Raw genomic sequence first — 16,317 nt, 5'->3', positions numbered from 1 at the left:
CGTGAGGCCGGCGCTCGCCGGCGCGTCGAGGAGGGCGACCAGCACGGCGGCGACGTCGTCGCGGGTGACCGCGCCGCGATCTTGCCGTGCCCTCCGGCGATCACCACTCGCATGCCCCCAACCCCACGGCCTGTTTCACGAGGGCGTGGCTGGCCCGCGGCGGACCCAGACGGCTCCCGGCGGCATCGGGTGAGCGGTCAGGGCTCGACCAGGTCGGCGACCACGCAGGCGATGTTGTCCGGGGCGCCGGCGGCGTACGCGAGCGCGACAAGCCGGTCCGCCACCTGCTCCGGCCCGGCGCCCGGCTCGGCGAGCGCGGACCGCAGCGCCTCGGGCTCGACCACGGCGCAGAGCCCGTCGGAGCAGAGCAGGTACCGGTCGCCGGGGAGCCCGGTCCGCAGCGCCAGATCGGCCTCCACGCGGTCGCCGGCCCCGAGCGCGCGCACCAGCAGCGCCCGCTGCGGATGCGTGGCCGCCTCGGCGTGGTCAAGCCGGCCCTGGTCGACAAGCGACCGCACGTACGTGTGGTCCTGCGTCAGCGGGAAGAGGTCGCCGCCGCGCAGCAGGTATGCCCTGGTGTCGCCGACGTGCACCAGCGCGAGCTGCGAGCCGGCGCGCAGGATCGCGGTCAGCGTCGTCACCGGCTGGTGCGAGCGTGGTCGATGGTTCCCATGGTGGGAGAACGGGCAAGCTGCGTTTTCGAGGTAGTGACCGCGCTCCGCGGCTAGTCTTTGGGGACCCGCCGGCGGAGGTGCGACCGTGTCATCATCGGCAGCCGTGGTCCACCACGACGAGCTCCGCACCCGCGACCGTGACCTCGCCGTGGAGGCCATCAACGGCATCGTCGCCCATCAGGCCAAGGTCACCTTCGAGGATCCGGCCGCCGTCGACCTGCGCGTGCGGTCGAGCACCTACGGCGCCTTCGGCGCGCACCTGATCCGGGCGGCCGGCGTGCGGTACGTCGCGGCCACCGACCCGATGGACTTCCTCGCGTGCGGCTTCGTCGCCGAGGGCGGTGCGCTGGTCCGCATGCGCGGCCGGGAGGTGGCCCTGCCGCGCGACGAGGGCTTCCTGCATCCGGTGGGCGAGCCGTCCGACGGGGAGTACGGCAACACCTCCGTCGCCCTCGTCCGCCTGCCGGTCGGCCTGACCGCCGAGGTGGCGGAGGCGGCCACCGGCGTGCCCGCCGCCGACCTCCGGTTCGAGTCGATGACGCCGGTGTCCGCGTCGATGCGGCGATACTGGGCCGCCACCGCGGCGTACGTGTGCCGGCAGTTGACTACGTCCGAGCTCGACGTGCCGCCGCTCATGGCCGACCAGTTGGTGCGGCTGACCGTCTCCGCGCTGCTCACCGTCTTTCCCAACACCACCATGACGATGGCCCACCTGCCGGGCACCGGCCGGGTCGCGCCCGCGGTGGTCCGCCGGGCCGTCGCGTTCGTCGACGGGCACGCCGACAAGCCGATGACCGTGGCCGACATCGCGGCCGCCGCCGGGATCGGCCCGCGCGCCCTCCAGGAGGCCTTCCGCCGCCACCTCGACATCACGCCGATGGCCTACCTGCGGCGGGTCCGCCTCGAGCGCGTCCACCGCGACCTCCAGACCGCCAACCCCGCCGCCGGCGCGACGGTGGCCGCCATCGCCCGCCGCTGGGGATTCGGCAGCCTCAGCCGATTCGCCGGCGACTACCGCACCAGCTACGGCCAGTCGCCCAGCCGCACGCTGCACACGTAGACCCTCATTCCCCCGGAGGTGACCCGTATTCCCCCGGAGGTGACCCGTATTCCCCCGGAGGTGACCCGTATTCCCCCGGAGGTGACCCGTATTCCCCCGGAGGTGACCCGTATTCCCCCGGAGGTGACCCGTGGCGACCCGGTTCGAGACGACCGACCTCGAAGTGGCGCACCACCTGCTGGTCAACACGTACGGCAAGCCGCGGCTCACCGTCGACGGCGATCGGCACTTCGTGCGGGTCAGCAAGCACCGCTGACCGAGGCTCAGTCGATGCGGCCGATGGGCTCGCGCTTCTCGGCCTGGAACACGTCCTCGGTGCGGCCGCGGGCCCAGTAGCCGGAGATCGAGATCCGCTCCCGCGGGATGCCGCGCTCGTGCAGCACCTTGCGGATCGCCTTGATCGACTCGCGCTCGCCGTGCGCGAAGACCTGCACCGGCCCCGCCGCGCCGGCCGCCGGCCACTGCCCGCCGTCGACCGCCCGGGCCAGGAACGCGGTGTCGGCCGGGTCGGGGTTGATCAGCCAGTGCGCCGTGACCTGCTCGGGGCACTTCAGGTCGAGGATGTCGGCCTGGTCGCCCACCTCCAGGTACGCCACGCCGGACGCGCGCCCCGGCAGGGCCTCCAGCGCCGCGGCGATGGCCGGCAGCGCGGAGAGGTCGCCGGCGAGCAGGTGCCAGGCATCCGGATCCGGTGTGTACGCGCCTCCCGGACCGGAGACGACCAGCCGGTCACCGGGCACGGCCCGCGCGGCCCACACCGCGGCGACGCCGGTGTCACCGTGGGTCACGAAGTCGATGGCCAGCCGCCCGGCGCTGCGGTCGACCCACCGCACCGTGTACGTGCGCACCACCGGCTGCCGCTCGGGCGGGAGGGTGGCGCGCAGCGCGGCGAGGTCGTACGGCGGCTCGCCGCCCACCTCGGGGTCGACGAAGAGCAGCTTCACGTACGCGTCGGTGTGCCCGTTGTCGGCGAACCCGGCCAGCGAGTCGCCCGCGGCGATCACGCGCACCAGGTGCGGCGTCAACCACTCGGTCGCCTCCACCGCGAGTACGTACTGACTGGGAGCCTGCCGCCGAGGTTTAGACATGGCCGTCCTTCGCGTCGCTCGCCCGTGCCATTAGGTTAGGCAATCCTAGTCGGGTGTTGGATCCACCACACGTGCCACATGGTCGTTCCTCGGTCCACTGTGGCCCACCAGGTTTCCTCTCCCCGGTGCGGGCGAGGATCTCGGCGTCCGGGCGGGCCGCGGTCGCGCACCGGCGCGATGTCCGAGATGTGACGGATCGGGAGATCGGAGCGGCGGTTTCCGGGCCGGCGGGGGGAGGACGCCGAAAATTCGACGCGTGAGCAAGGACACGTCTGCTCGGGGTTTGGCGGGCGAAACGAGTACGCCGTGTGATCATCGATCCGGAAGACTGGCGGCCGGTGGATACGGGGGCCGCCCAGTGGCGCGACCCAACGTAGTCGTCCCACCCTGCGTCGACACTGGCCTACCGGCCGCCTGACCTGGAGAGTTACGTGACCCATCAAGCCGCAGCAGTGCCCGACAAGCTCGACGCGAACGTACTGAAAGTCGCCGGCGTCGTCGTGCTGGGCGCGATCATGTCGATCCTCGACGTCACCGTCGTGAGCGTCGCGTTGCCGACATTCCAATCCGAGTTCGACGCCACCTATGCCCAGGTCGCCTGGACCATGACGGGCTACACGCTCGCCCTGGCCACGGTGATCCCGCTCAGCGGCTGGGCCGCCGACCGGTTCGGCACCAAACGGCTGTACATGCTGGCCCTGCTCCTCTTCACGCTCGGCTCCGTACTCTGTGCCACGGCTGACACGATCGGCCAGCTCATCGCGTACCGGGTCGTGCAGGGCCTGGGCGGTGGCATGCTCATGCCGCTCGGCATGACGATCATGACGCGTGCGGCCGGGCCCGAGCGGATCGGCCGGCTGATGGCGGTACTCGGTATCCCGATGCTGCTCGGCCCGATCGGCGGCCCGATCCTCGGCGGCTGGCTCATCGAGGCGGCGAGCTGGCACTGGATCTTCCTGATCAACCTGCCGATCGGCATCATCGCGCTCGCGTACGCCCAGTTCGCCCTGCCGAAGGACGCGGCCGAGCCGTCCGAGTCGTTCGACTTCATCGGCATGCTGATGCTCTCGCCGGGTCTCGCGCTCTTCCTCTTCGGCGTCTCGTCGCTGCCCGAGACCGGCACCATCACGGCCGCCCGGGTCTGGGCGACGATGCTGGTCGGCGGCGTGCTGGTGATCGGCTTCGTGCTGTACTCCTTCCGGCCCCGCCATCCGCTGCTCGACCTCCGACTCTTCCGCAACCGCAACCTGACGATCGCGTCGGTGTCACTCTTCGTGTTCGTCATCGCGTTCATGGGCGCGGGCCTGCTGTTCCCGAGCTACTTCCTGCAGGTGCGCGGTGAGTCCACGCTCCACGCCGGTCTGCTGATGGCGCCACAGGGCATCGGCGCGATGCTGACCATGCCGATCGCGGGCATGCTGGCCGACAAGATCCCGGTCGGCCGCACCGTGCCGTTCGCCATGGCGCTCATCGCCGCCGGCTTCTTCACCTTCACGCAGGTCGGCACCGACACGTCGTACCTGCTGCTGTGCGGCTCGCTGTTCGTGATGGGCCTCGGCATGGGCGGCACGATGATGCCGATCATGACCTCGGCGCTGCGGACGCTGACCGCCCACGACACGGCGCGCGGCTCGACCCTGGTCAACATCCTCCAGCAGATCGGCAGTTCCGTCGGCGCCGCCGTGATGTCGGTGATCCTCACCAGCCGGCTCAACGGGTCGGCGCCGATCCCGGGCGTCGACGACCCGCGCACCGGCGAGCCGCTCACCGAGGCCGGCGTGGCCATCGCCCACCAGCAGGGCGCCCAGATCCCGGTGGACCCGTCGATCATCCAGCGCGGTCTCGCCTTCGTGGCGGACTCGTTCGCCACGACCTTCTGGGTCGGCTTCGCGCTGGTGCTGCTGACCTTCATCCCGATCGCGCTCCTGCCCCGCAAGCGCGAGGTGTCGCGCCTGCTGGAAGACCCGACGGGCGACCTCCCCAAGCGCCCCGCCACGATCATCCACTAGGACCCGGGCGGCCTGACCGAGCTTCCGGCCTCCTCCGATGCGCTGTCGCCGGAGGAGGCCGGAAGTTTTTTCGCGCCCAGCACCCTCCGCGCTCCACACCCGCAAGGCCCGCCCGCAAGGGGGAGCACCTGGCGGCCGCGCCCCCGCCCGCCCCCCGCCCGGCCGCCCGCCAGGCGGTGATCATGGGCTGTGCAGCGGTGATCATGGTGTCAGCCGCAGGTTTCGTCCGAATTGTCGCTGCTCATGGCCGCGACCACCGGCCTGCGTCCCTCCCACGCGGAGGTGACCGGCAACCTGACCGGCTCACGCCCTGGGGTCAGGTAGGGAACGGTCGCCGCCGCGCGAGGTCTCGCTTCCCTCGGGGTCGTGGAAGGTGGCGTACGCTCCGCGAGGCGGAGGAGCCGGCGGAGCGGAGGGGCGTCGATGAGCATCGGGGCGGCGCGGGAGCTGGCGGAGCGGCTCGGCGTCGACCGCGTGCTGGTGTCCGGGCCGGAGTACCAGCGGGCCAGCCGGGTCTGGAACGACGCGGTCCGGCGCCGGCCGGCGGTGGTCGTGCGCCCGGCGAGCGCGGCGCAGGTGCGCACCGCGGTGCTCGTCGCGCGGGAGCACGGGCTGGCGCTCTCGGTGAAGGGCGGCGGGCACGACTGGGCCGGCCGGGCGCTCAACGACGGCGGGCTGGTCGTCGACCTCGGCGGCCTGCGGGAGGTCACAGTGGACGCCGGCGCGCGGGTCGCCACAGTGGAGGGTGGCGCGACCGTACGTGACGTGATCGCGGCCGCCGCGCCGCACGGGCTGCTGGCGGTGGGCGGCACGGTCGGTGGCGTCGGCATGGCGGGGCTGACGCTCGGCGGCGGATACGGGCCGCTGGTCGGGCGGCTCGGACTGGCGGCCGACAACCTGCTCGGCGCCACGGTCGTACTCGCCGACGGGCGGATCGTCACCGCCGACGCCACCGCCGAGCCCGACCTCTTCTGGGCGCTCCGCGGCGGGGGCGGCAACTTCGGCGTGGTCACCGCGCTCCGCGTCCGTCTGCACCCCGTGCCCCGGCTGGTGACCGGCTTCGCGCTGCACGCCTGGCCGGGCGCGGCGGCGGTGCTCGCGCGGCTGGGCGACCTGCTGGCCACCGCCCCCGACGAGCTGACCGTCCCGAGCGGGGTGATCTCCGGCCCCGACGGTGGGCCGGCCGTCTTCCTCTCGCCCACCTGGTGCGGTGACGAGGCGGCGGGCGGCCCGGTGCTCGACGAGGTGCTGGGGCTGGGCGCGCCGGTGGTGGCGGAGCGGAGCCCGGTCACGTACCACGACCTGCTCGCCCGCTTCGAGCCGTACGCGGCCGGCGGGCGGCACCACGAGATGCGGACCCGCAGCCTGCCGGGGTACACCGCCGGGGCGATCGAGGCGCTGGTCGCGGCGGGGGAGGCGCGCACGTCGCCGCTCTCCGGGGTGGTGGTGCACCACTTCCACGGCGCCGCCGCGCGCGTACCCGATGACGCCACCGCCTTCGGCAACCGCCGCGACCACCTCATGGTGGAGATCGGCGCGGTGTGGGAGCCGGACGACCCGGCGGCGCCCCACCGGGCGTGGACGGAGGAGGTGTGGTCGGCGCTGTCGGGGGTCGCGCTTCCCGGCGGATACCCCAGTCTGCTGGCCCCCGGCGACCGTGACCAGATCGCGCACGCCTACGGCGACAACGCCGCGCGCCTGAAGGGCGTGAAGGCCCACTACGACCCGCACGGCGTCTTCACCGCGACACCGCTGCCATTCTGACCCGCTCACCCACAGTGGACTGTCACCATCCGCGCATGGCTTGACACGCCCCGCGACGCCTGCCGCACCACCTGCGGTTGGCTTGATCCGTCTTGCTAATCTCGGCGGCCAACGAGGTCGTTGGGGGGAGAGCAGGGCGTGACGGGTGACGCGGCGTTCCTTGTGGTGGGGCTCGGTTGCCTCGTGGCTGTCGCCGGCGTGGTGATCGCGGTGGTCGCGCTCAACCGGGCGAAGCGGCAGCGGGAGGCGCCACCGCCGGCGGCCGCGCCGGTCGATCCGTTCCAGACCGGCGACACCGACGCGCTCCGCGGCGACCCCCGCGCCCTCAAGCCCGGCGACATCGTGGAGATCCGCACGAAGTCGTACGCGGTGCGCGGCTCGCTCGCCTTCGCCGAGGGCGACTGGACCTGGGCCGAGCACCTGCTCGACGACGCGGCCGGCGGCAAGGTGTGGCTCTCCGTCGAGGAGGACCCCGACCTGGAGCTGGCGCTCTGGCACGAGGTGCCGAGCGCGACCGTGACGCCGGGCGCGCCGACGGTCGACTTCGACGGGCGGCGCTACGCGCGTGACGAGGGCGGGCGCGCGCGGTACACGGCCACCGGCACGACCGGGCTCAACCCGACCGGCACGGTGCGCTACGAAGACTACGAGGCGCCGGACGGGGCACTGCTGTCGTTCGAGTCGTTCGGCGACAGCGGCAAGTGGGAGGTCGGGCGCGGCGAGAAGCTGCACCGCGCCGAGGTGCTCATCTATCCGCAGGCGGGCTGAGCACGTTGCTTGTGCGCCTCGACACGCCGTACGCCGACACGACGGCCGGCGACCTGAGCTTCGCGCTCGGCCTGCCCGAGCTGCCCGCGCTGCACGTGCTGCGCCTGCCCGGTCTGGAGCTGCGCCTGCTCGGCGCCTCGCACCAGGTGGTCTGGACGGCGGCGGACGGCACGCGGCTCGTGGAGACGGTCGCCTGCCTGCCCGGCCACGACGCCCACCTCCCGTCCACAGTGGACGACCAGGGCTACGCGTTCACCTCCACTGTGGAGGCACTGGAGGCGGCTCCACTGTGGCGGGAGCTGGCCGACGACCCGAGGGCGCTCGTCGGGGTCTTCCCCGGAGACCCGGACGCGGTGACCGCGCTGCGCGCCGTCGACGGGGGATGGCGCACCTGGCACGCGTACCCGCAGACCGGTGAGCTGGTGACCACCCGCACGTGGCTGGGAGACCGCTGATGCGCAGATGGTTCGTCGTAGGTATCGGGCTCGCCGTGGTCGGCGCGATCGTCGCGGCCGTGGGCGTCTTCACCGGGAGCTTCTCGCCGCGCGGCTACGTGGCCGACAACTACAGCCGGGCGGCGGCGCGCGACATCGGCACCGACGCGCTGGCGTACACCTCGGCGAAGGCGCCGAGCGAGGTCGCCGACCAGATCAGCGGCGTGTGGACGCCGGCCGACCGGTACGTCGACGCCAGCGGGGTCTACCTGCGCTACGACGACGACTCGGTGGTCATCCTTCCGCTCGCCGCGGTGGGCTCGCTGATCCTCGTCGAGAAGATGACCACCGCCTATCCCCGTTATCACGGCACCGTCGGCAACTACTGGGGATGGGGCGGCCGCGGCGGCACCATCCGCGGTGGCGGCCCCGGCGCCGGCAAATAGGAGGCACGCACCGATGGACCTGGTCACCGATCTGCTGGTCACCCTCGCGTACGGCGCGGTCGGCGTGGTGTTGATGGCGGTCGGCTACGTGCTGGTCGACATCGCCACGCCGGGACGGCTGCGCGAGCTGATCTGGGTCGACCGCAACCGCAACGCCGCGCTGCTGCTCACGTCCAACCTGGCCGGCGTCGGCATCATCGTGGTCGCGGCGATCGTCTCCAGCGACGACGACTTCGTCAAGGGCATCATCGGCGCCGGCGCGTACGGCCTGCTCGGGCTGCTCATCATGGCGGCGGCGTTCCTGCTGCTCGACATGGCGTCGCCCGGGAAGCTCGGCGAGATCCTGGTCGACCCCGAGCCGCATCCGGCGGTGTGGGTCTCCGCCATGGTGCACCTTGCCACCGGCGGCATCATCGCCGCCGCGATCAGCTGATGAGCACGGCCGCCAAGCGCATCGCGACGCGGCTCAAGGTGCTGGGCCTTCTCGGTGTCGTGGTGCTCGTGGTGGCGGCCTGGCTCATCTTCCGCCCGCCGAGCTTCGACAACGCCACCGTCGTACCGGTGCCGACCGGCGAGATGAACGCGGCGACGGTCGCCCAGCTCGCGCGGGCCAGCGAGGCCCAGGGCGTCTGCTACGGCTGGCGGCTCGGCACCGGCTACTCGTGGGGCACCGGCGGCGCCAACGTGGGTTCCAACCTCGGCGCCACCGTCGCCGTCGACAGCGACCCGGTCCGGTGCCCGAGGTGGGTCGAGGTCCGGGCCAACGTGCGGTGGACAAGCTCCAGCAGTGAGTCCCCGGACTCCGCCACGGTGACCATCGCGTCGTCCGGTGTGACCGCGCCGACGGTCAGCCAGTTGGCGCGCTTCGGGCTCGACAACAGCGCGTTCGTCGACGAGCCGGACTGGGCGGTGTGCCAGGCCGCCCTCGCGCTGCCGCTGCTGGTGGCCGAGCGGGGCGCGGTCCCGGCGGTGCCGGTGGCCACCTCCGGCGCCACCGCCCCCGGCCCGGCTCCCGACGCCGGCAGCGACTTCTGGCGCGACCGCTGGACGTACATCGCCGGCGCCGCCGCGCTGCTCGCGCTGGGCGTGCTGGCGATCGGGATCGGCTGGTTCGAGCACAAGCACGAGCGGACGCGCGCCCGGCGGCCCCGGGCCACACCGCCACCGGTGCGGGCGGCGCCCCGGAAATGAGGTTCGCCCGCAGCGCCGTACTGGCCGCCGTCTTCGTCTGCGCGGCCTGCGGCCTCGTGTACGAGCTGGCGCTGGTCACGCTCGGCAGCTACCTGATCGGCGACACCGCCGGCCAGGCGTCGATCGTGCTCGGTGTCATGGTCTTCGCGATGGGCATCGGCGCGCTCGCCGCCAAGCCGCTGCAGAGCCGCGCCGCCGTCTCGTTCGCGGTGATCGAGCTGGCGCTCGCCCTGCTCGGCGGCGTCTCGGTGCTCACGCTCTACGCCGCGTTCGCCTGGCTCGACCTGTACGCCCCGGCGCTGGTCGCCACCGCGTTCGTGCTCGGCGCCCTCATCGGCGCGGAGATCCCGCTGCTCATGGTGCTGCTCCAGCGGATCCGCGAGCAGGCGGCCGGCAGCGCGGTCGCCGACCTCTTCGCCGCCGACTACATAGGCGCGCTGCTCGGCGGGCTCGCCTTCCCGTTCCTGCTGCTCCCGGCCTTCGGCCAGCTCCGCGGCGCGCTGGTGGTGGGCGCGGTCAACGCGGTCGCCGGCACCGCCCTGGTCTTCACGCTCTTCCGGCGTGACCTGAGCCGCCGGGCGCGCGCCGGGCTCGGCGGCGGCGCCGTCGCGGTGGGTCTCCTCCTCGGGTACGCCTACGTCGTCGCGCACGACTTCGAGGTGACCGCCCGCCAGCAGCTCTACCGCGACCCGATCGTGCACGCCGAGCGGAGCCGGTACCAGGAGATCGTGCTCACCCGCGCCACCCCGCCCCTCGCCGGCGGCGACCGCGACCTGCGCCTCTACCTCAACGGCGACCTCCAGTTCAGCTCGGTCGACGAGTACCGCTACCACGAGGCGCTGGTCCACCCCGTGCTCGCCGGGCACCGCGGCGACCTGCTCGTGCTCGGCGCCGGCGACGGGCTGGCCGTACGGGAGGCGCTGCGCTACGCCGACGTCGACTCGGTGACCGTGGTCGAGCTGGACCCGGCGGTGATCGCGCTGGCCCGCTCCTGGCCCGAGCTGCGCGCGCTCAACGGGGGCGCCTTCGACGACCCGCGCGTACGCGTGGTCAACGCCGACGCCTTCGGCTGGCTCCGCACCGCGCCGGCCCGCTTCGACGCGGTGATCGTCGACCTGCCCGACCCGGACGAGACGGCGACCGCGAAGCTGTACTCGGTCGAGTTCTACACGCTGTTGCGCAACGTGCTCGCGCCCGGCGCCCAGATGGTCGTGCAGGCCGGCTCGCCGTACTTCGCCCCCCGCTCGTTCTGGTGCATCGAGGCGTCGATGCGGGAGGCCGGCTTCGCCACGACGCCGTACCACGTGGACGTCCCCTCCTTCGGCGACTGGGGCTTCCTGCTGGCGGGGGCCGCGTCCACCGGTCCCACGCCGGCGGTCCCCGGGGACGCGCCACCGCTGCGCTTCCTCGACTCCGACGTGCTCCGCGCGGCCGCCGTCTTCCCGCCGGACCGCGGGCGGCTCGCGGTGGAGCCCTCCACGCTCCTCCATCCCCGGGTACTGGAGTACGCCCGACAGGAGTGGCGAAACTACTGAGCGGGCGGCCGGCGCCGTGCCACGCTGAAGCCGTGTCACTGACGATGGGAAGCGGCCCGTTCGGCCACGCGCCGGCGGGCGTGTTCGCGCCCGGGATGGTGCTGATCGACCCGTACCCCCGGCGGATGCGGGGCATCCTCGACGGTGAGACGGTCGTCGACAGCGCCCGCGGGCAGCTCGTGCACGAGCCCGGGCGGCTGCCCCGGTGCTTCTACCCTCGCGAAGACGTGCGGATGGACCTGCTCGTACCCTCCACCGTCGCCGGCCCGCCCTCTGAGACGCTTGGCGACAGCGACGTGTGGGACCTGCGGCTCGGCGACCGGATGGTGGAGCGGGCCGCGCTGGCGTACCCGTCCCCGCCCCGCGAGGCCGCGCGGATCGCCGGGCACGTCGCGCTGTACTGGCGGGCGTTGGACCGCTGGTACGAGGAGGACCAGGAGGCGATCGCCCACATCCGCGACCCGTACCACCGCGTGGACGCCCTGCCCTCCTCCCGCCGCGTGCGGGCCAGCCTTGACGGCGTGACCCTCGCCGAGTCCGAGCGGGCCGTGGTCATCTACGAGACCGGGCTGGTGCCGAGGTGGTACTTCCCACGCGCGGACGTGCGGATCGAGTTGGAGCCCAGCGACTACCGCTCGCGGTGCGCGTACAAGGGCGAGGCCCGCTACTGGTCGGCGACGGTGGGCGACACGCCGCACGTCAACATCGCCTGGACGTACGAGGCTCCCCGCCAGGACGCCGCGCGGGTCAAGGACCGGGTCTCCTTCTTCAACGAACGCGTCGACATGGACGTCGACGGGATCCGCGAGCACCGCCCCGACGGCCCGTGGGCCGACCCGGACTGGTGGCGCTACAAGTCGTTCGAGAGCGAAGCCTAGGCGGCGTCGACCGCCCCGTCGCCCTAGGGCGTGTCTGGTGGATCTTGTGGGTGCGAGGCGAGGTCCAGGCGGCGGTCCGGTGGTGCCGGGCGGAAGGTCGCATACCGGTGTTGTATGTGGCCTTTCGTCCGGTGCCGCCGGGCGCCGTCTGGGCCCGCCGCAGCCCCGCAAAGATCCACCAGACACGCCCTAGTTGCGGTACCCCTTGACCCGCACCTTGAAGCGCATCGACGGTCCCGGAGTCGGCGCGGTCTTCGTCACCAGCGTGTAGCCGGGCGGGTCGAGCGCCAGGTCCAGCTTGTGGAAGAGGCGTGCCATCGAGAGCATCATCTGCACGTCCGCGAGGCTCTTGCCCAGGCAGGTGTGCTGTCCCCGCCCGTACGGCGAGTAGACGCCCGAGCCCATGTGCTCCGCGCGCGGCTTTTCGTACCGGTCGATGTCGAAGGTCTCCGGCTCCGGAAAGTACTCGTCCATGAAGTGCGGCACGCTCGTGCCGATGTAGAGCGTCTCGCCCGCTTTGATGAGATGGCCGGCGAAAGTGAAGTCGCGGGTCGCGGTGCGCATCTGGGCCACCGCGATCGGATACAGGCGCATCGTCTCCATCAGCGCGCCGCGGATGGCCGGGATCTTCTTCAGCGCCTCGTCGTCGAGGCTGCCGCCGCCGAAGAGCGCGTCCGCCTCGGCCCGCACGCGGGCCAGCACGTGTGGGTGCTTGAGCACCGCGTACACGAATGCGGCGACCGTGTTGGCCACCGTGTCGAGCCCCGCCACGTACGGCCCGGTGAGGCTGAGCACCAGGTCGTCGGCGGGCATCGCGCGGGGGTTGGTCACGTGGGCGTCCATGATGTCGCGGACCAGGTTGTCGGGGCGCTGGCCGGCCGCGTGGTAGTCGGCGATCATCCGCTCGCCCAGCTCGAAGACGCGGGCCTTGGCGCGCTTGTACCGCGGGTCGCGGAGCAGCACCTTGGGACGCTGGCGGGTGACGAGCACGTTGAGGATGTAGAGGGTGGTGAGGCGGATGTCCGGCACGTACTCCATCGGGGCGATGCCGGTGAGGATGGAGCCGAGCTGGTCGGTGACGAGGTACTGCATCGCGCGCACCACCGGGACCCGCTCGCCGACCCGCCAGTCGCGCTCGATCGAGCGGTCGGTGATGGCGACCAGCTCGTCGTGACGGCCCTTGACGGCCTCACGCGAGTAGCCGCGGCGCATCATGTCGCGCAGCTCCTTGTGCGACTCGCCGTCTTCGCCGGAAATGGTGCGCGTGGCGCCGTACTCGTCGACGAGTCCCTGCCAGAACTCTTTTGACCGTAAGCACTCCCGACCCTCGCGCGTGTTGAGAAAATTGGCGGCGTCGGTGCCGGCGATGACCGTGTACGTCTTGCCCATCAGTCGCACGCGAAACACTGGCCCGTGCTCGCGATAGCACTTGACGAAAAAACGCGCGGGATCTTTGGCCATGCCCAGCGCGCTGCCAACGATCGGAAGCCCTGTCACCACAGGTGTCGCCATGTCGCGGCATCGTATCGAAGATTGTCGGTCGGCGCTGCCGCCGTTTGTGCCCGGGGTGGCCGGGAAACCGACTGCGATGAGCTATAGGTACGCCGTTCATGCGATCTTCGTCGGGCTCACGGCCCTGGCGCTCGCCGGCACGCCTACGCTGGCCGGCGCCGCCTCCGCGGCCGGGTCGGAGCCTCAGCCCATGGCAGCAGCGACGACCGCCACGCCAATGCCGGCCGCCGAGCGCGGCGCCGAGGTGTTCGTGGAGGTCACGCCGAGCACCGTACAAGCCGGTGACCAGGTGGACATCCGGGCCAACTGCAACGGCAACAACCGGGGGGCGAGCGTCCGCTCGGATGCCTTCGGGCGAGCCGAACTCCGCCCGGAGAACGGCCTGCTCGTCGGCACCGCCACCGTGCCCGACCGCAAGCCGCCGGGCACCTTCGACGTCATCCTCACCTGCCGCGACAACAGCACCGCGAGCACCACGCTGACCGTCGTCAACATGAGCAAGGCCACGCGCGGTCCCGCCACCGGCGGTGGCGGCACGGCAGGCGGCACGATCGACCCGCTCGTCCTGACCGGCGGCCTGGGTGCGGTGGCGGTGGGCGCCAGCGTGGCGCTGCTGGTGCGGCACCGGCGAGGCACCGGTTCGAGCAGCTGAGCCACGCACATGCCGGACCACGAAGACGGGCCGTGGCCGAGCCTGGAGAGGATCTTCGGCGCCGCCGCGGGCATGGCCGCGGAAATCGCGAAAGCAAGCGTCACCTCGGCGCCCGCGGCCAAGCCCAAGGCCCTGCCCAAATCACCCGAGAACCAGGAGGTACGGGCCGAGGGGCCCCGGGGCTTGCCCGGACCGGCTGCCCAGCGGGCCGAGACTCCGGACAGCCCGCCCGCCGCCGGCACGCCGGAGCCGACGGAACGACCGACCTCGCCAGGCTCGCTCTACGCCGGGGCCACCGCCAGTCCCTCCGCCGCGGGTCTCGTCCCGGGCCGCCCGGCGGGGGCCGGCCCGAGACACGCCGCACCGGAGGAGGACGGCGCGCCGCCCGACCGCCCGGGCATCGGCCCCGCCCCGCGGCACGCCGTCGACCCGAACGCCGAGACCGGTGGCGAGCCCTCGCCGGATGGCGAGGCGGCTGCCGCGCCGGACGCGGAGCCGGCCCCCGGGAAGGAGTTGGCGCCCGCGCGGGGCGAGGTGTCCGACAGGGAGACGCACGGCGTCGAGCCGGCGCCGGACGCGGCGGTGCCCCACGACGACCCCGCGCCTGAGGACGCGGTCCCGGCGGGGTACGCGCACTACGTGGCCGCTGGCCTGGGGGGACCGCTGTCCCGGGCCGCCCGGAGAGTGGGCGGGCCGGACTGGGGACTGCGCACGGTGATGGCGACGATCATCGCGCTGATGCTGTTGACCGTCACCGGTTTCGGCTTCGAACGCGTCACCGGCGTGGATGTCCTGCCAGACGGCCCCGCCGCCCGATTCTGGCCGCCGCCGCGCGACTTTCCGGTGCTGGAGCGGAGCCCGCCGGTCAACATCCGGGCCAAAGCCGTCCGCATCAGTGCCGAGGTGCACGGCGTGGGCACCGAGCCCAACGGCGCGATCGCGGTGCCGACCGGAGACCGGTTCGACGAGGCCGGCTGGTACAACCAGAGTCCGACTCCCGGCGAGTACGGCCCCGCCGTCATCGTCGGCCACGTGGACAACGGCGAAGGTCCATCGGTCTTCAACAAGCTCTCCCGCCTGCGCCCCGGCAACCGTGTGGAGGTGACGCGCGAGGACGGCACCGTCGCCGTCTTCGAGGTCAACTCGGTCAAGCGCTTCGACCGCCAGCACCTGCCGGCCGACGAGGTGTTCGGCGACTTCAGTCGCCCCGGCCTGCGCCTCATCACGTGCGGCGGGCGGTGGGTCGGCGGCACCACCGGGTACGCGGACAACGTCGTCGTCTTCGCCGCGCTGGTGCGGTCCCGTGGCTCGTGAGTCCCGAAAGTGGAGACAACGGTGGCCGCGTGTCATGACGTGGCTACTCGGCCACGATGCGTGATTATGGCGGCGGGACGACCGTAAGGCTGGACGGGCCCGGTGCGGGACCGGGCCCGTCGTCACCGTTCGCCGCGGTAGCCATGCGGGGCTCACGAGTCGTGGGCAGGCGCTCCGCGTGCCCCCGGTCGCCCGGGGGGAGTGTCATCCTCGTCCGGCGGGGCGGCGAGGGCGGCTTCCAGCAGGGCGCGCTGGGCGATCCGCGTACCCACCGGGTCCGGATCGCGGACGTGGCCGGCGGCCTCGGCGGCCGGGACGAGGCGGCGGTGGGCGATCTCGAAGCGCGGGCGCCACGGCAGCACCTCGACCTCCGCCCGCCAGTACGAGCGGACCAGCACCAGCCCCGCCTCGTGCCCGGCCACGCACTCGCTGCGGGCGTGGCCGAGCAGCCGCGCGGTCTCCACGCGGGCGCACGCCTCCTCCCACACCTCGCGGCGCAGGGTCTCCTCGGCGCTCTCGTCCCCGTCCGGCCGCCCGGCGGGAAAGCCCCAGTGCGTACCGTCGTGGCTGATCAGTACGAGCCGGTCACCGGCCACGCAGGCGCCGGCCGCACCGTGTGGCCGGCCGGCCGGCTCGACCTCGGGCGGATGCCAGGAGACGAGCCAACGCTGGCCTCCCGCACGGGACTCCATCGGCTCGAGGTCGAGGGCGGGCCGCACTACGGCCGCCCCCCGGCTTCGCCGGCCGCGCCGGGAGCTTCGGCCGCGGGGCGGCTCAGGTGAGTGGCGCCTCGGCCAGCTCGGCGTGGAGGTCGAGCCCAGGTGATGGTCCTCTGTGCACAGAGCAGGCACAGGCGCCTGCGCGCGGTGAGTCGGATCCATTACAGAATGACGCAGGCTAACACGGGGGTCTGTACCACGTCGGCCCGACCTGCCGGGTCGATGAGGTGATCACGGCGGGCGATCGGAGCGTGATCGTGGCCGACTCCCCAC

Annotated in this window: 16 protein-coding genes and 1 pseudogene; 13 read left to right on the top strand and 4 right to left on the bottom strand. The window is 72.8% G+C overall.

The annotated features are described in order from the left end of the window. Positions 1 to 197 precede the first annotated feature (197 nt). Positions 198 to 650 (bottom strand): annotated as a pseudogene (locus ACFFIA_RS07760) (PP2C family protein-serine/threonine phosphatase); the annotation flags it as partial. A 109-nt stretch (positions 651 to 759) separates the two neighbouring features. Between ACFFIA_RS07760 and ACFFIA_RS07755 the strand changes: the two are divergent. Together ACFFIA_RS07755 and ACFFIA_RS07750 are read left to right on the top strand one after the other, a co-directional pair. Then, positions 760 to 1,734 carry a helix-turn-helix domain-containing protein gene (locus tag ACFFIA_RS07755; protein WP_377247674.1) on the top strand — a complete coding sequence of 325 codons (975 nt, stop codon included), beginning with the start codon at positions 760 to 762 and terminating at the stop codon, positions 1,732 to 1,734. Between the two features lie 130 nt (positions 1,735 to 1,864). Further along, the gene (locus ACFFIA_RS07750) at positions 1,865 to 1,990 is read left to right on the top strand and encodes a hypothetical protein (protein WP_377247671.1); all 126 of its coding nucleotides are present in this window, start codon (positions 1,865 to 1,867) and stop codon (positions 1,988 to 1,990) included. Between the two features lie 7 nt (positions 1,991 to 1,997). Here ACFFIA_RS07750 and ACFFIA_RS07745 read toward each other — a convergent pair whose 3' ends face one another. Next, entirely contained in the window at positions 1,998 to 2,822 is an 825-nt protein-coding gene (locus ACFFIA_RS07745) for a siderophore-interacting protein (protein WP_377247668.1), read from the bottom strand. A gap of 431 nt (positions 2,823 to 3,253) precedes the next feature. Between ACFFIA_RS07745 and ACFFIA_RS07740 the strand changes: the two genes are divergently transcribed. The 9 genes from ACFFIA_RS07740 to ACFFIA_RS07700 all read left to right on the top strand — a co-directional run bounded on the left by ACFFIA_RS07740 (position 3,254) and on the right by ACFFIA_RS07700 (position 11,847). Then, the gene (locus ACFFIA_RS07740) at positions 3,254 to 4,831 is read left to right on the top strand and encodes a DHA2 family efflux MFS transporter permease subunit (RefSeq protein WP_377247665.1); all 1,578 of its coding nucleotides are present in this window, start codon (positions 3,254 to 3,256) and stop codon (positions 4,829 to 4,831) included. Positions 4,832 to 5,254: 423 nt separating this feature from the next. After that, complete coding sequence (locus tag ACFFIA_RS07735; protein WP_377247662.1) at positions 5,255 to 6,595, top strand: FAD-binding oxidoreductase; 1,341 nt, start codon at positions 5,255 to 5,257, stop codon at positions 6,593 to 6,595. A 138-nt stretch (positions 6,596 to 6,733) separates the two neighbouring features. Beyond that, positions 6,734 to 7,363, top strand: coding sequence for a DUF4178 domain-containing protein (locus ACFFIA_RS07730; protein WP_377247660.1), 630 nt, complete (start codon positions 6,734 to 6,736; stop codon positions 7,361 to 7,363). Between the two features lie 5 nt (positions 7,364 to 7,368). Continuing rightward, positions 7,369 to 7,818, top strand: coding sequence for a DUF2617 family protein (locus ACFFIA_RS07725; RefSeq protein WP_377247657.1), 450 nt, complete (start codon positions 7,369 to 7,371; stop codon positions 7,816 to 7,818). Then, positions 7,818 to 8,243, top strand: a complete 426-nt coding sequence (locus ACFFIA_RS07720) for a DUF4247 domain-containing protein (RefSeq protein ID WP_377247655.1) — start codon at positions 7,818 to 7,820, stop codon at positions 8,241 to 8,243. The genes ACFFIA_RS07725 and ACFFIA_RS07720 overlap by 1 nt, the downstream gene beginning before the upstream one ends. Positions 8,244 to 8,256: 13 nt before the next feature. After that, entirely contained in the window at positions 8,257 to 8,676 is a 420-nt protein-coding gene (locus ACFFIA_RS07715) for a DUF350 domain-containing protein (protein WP_377247653.1), read from the top strand. Then, positions 8,676 to 9,434 carry a hypothetical protein gene (locus ACFFIA_RS07710; protein WP_377247651.1) on the top strand — a complete coding sequence of 253 codons (759 nt, stop codon included), beginning with the start codon at positions 8,676 to 8,678 and terminating at the stop codon, positions 9,432 to 9,434. Before ACFFIA_RS07715 ends, ACFFIA_RS07710 begins: the two co-directional genes overlap by 1 nt. After that, entirely contained in the window at positions 9,431 to 10,969 is a 1,539-nt protein-coding gene (locus ACFFIA_RS07705) for a polyamine aminopropyltransferase (protein ID WP_377247648.1), read from the top strand. Before ACFFIA_RS07710 ends, ACFFIA_RS07705 begins: the two co-directional genes overlap by 4 nt. 32 nt (positions 10,970 to 11,001) lie before the next feature. Further along, the gene (locus ACFFIA_RS07700; protein WP_377247645.1) at positions 11,002 to 11,847 is read left to right on the top strand and encodes a DUF427 domain-containing protein; all 846 of its coding nucleotides are present in this window, start codon (positions 11,002 to 11,004) and stop codon (positions 11,845 to 11,847) included. Between the two features lie 189 nt (positions 11,848 to 12,036). On the opposite strand, the gene ACFFIA_RS07695 is transcribed toward ACFFIA_RS07700, so the two are convergent. Then, positions 12,037 to 13,359 carry a cytochrome P450 gene (locus tag ACFFIA_RS07695; RefSeq protein ID WP_377247642.1) on the bottom strand — a complete coding sequence of 441 codons (1,323 nt, stop codon included), beginning with the start codon at positions 13,357 to 13,359 and terminating at the stop codon, positions 12,037 to 12,039. Between the two features lie 190 nt (positions 13,360 to 13,549). Between ACFFIA_RS07695 and ACFFIA_RS07690 the strand changes: the two genes are divergently transcribed. After that, positions 13,550 to 14,011 carry a hypothetical protein gene (locus tag ACFFIA_RS07690; protein ID WP_377247639.1) on the top strand — a complete coding sequence of 154 codons (462 nt, stop codon included), beginning with the start codon at positions 13,550 to 13,552 and terminating at the stop codon, positions 14,009 to 14,011. 9 nt (positions 14,012 to 14,020) lie between these two features. Further along, positions 14,021 to 15,325 (top strand): class F sortase, encoded by a 1,305-nt coding sequence (locus ACFFIA_RS07685; RefSeq protein ID WP_377247636.1) that lies wholly within the window; start codon positions 14,021 to 14,023, stop codon positions 15,323 to 15,325. Positions 15,326 to 15,477: 152 nt separating this feature from the next. On the opposite strand, the gene ACFFIA_RS07680 is transcribed toward ACFFIA_RS07685, so the two are convergent. Next, a complete protein-coding gene (locus ACFFIA_RS07680; protein ID WP_377247633.1) occupies positions 15,478 to 16,017 on the bottom strand; it encodes an NUDIX hydrolase in 540 nt (179 codons plus the stop codon). Between the last annotated feature and the right edge of the window lie 300 nt (positions 16,018 to 16,317).

It is taken from the genome of Phytohabitans kaempferiae (assembly GCF_042433955.1).
In the GTDB taxonomy this organism is placed as follows: Bacteria; Actinomycetota; Actinomycetes; order Mycobacteriales; family Micromonosporaceae; genus Phytohabitans; species Phytohabitans kaempferiae.
Note: the sequence above shows the minus strand (reverse complement) of the source record. Positions and strands in the feature narration are given on the sequence as shown.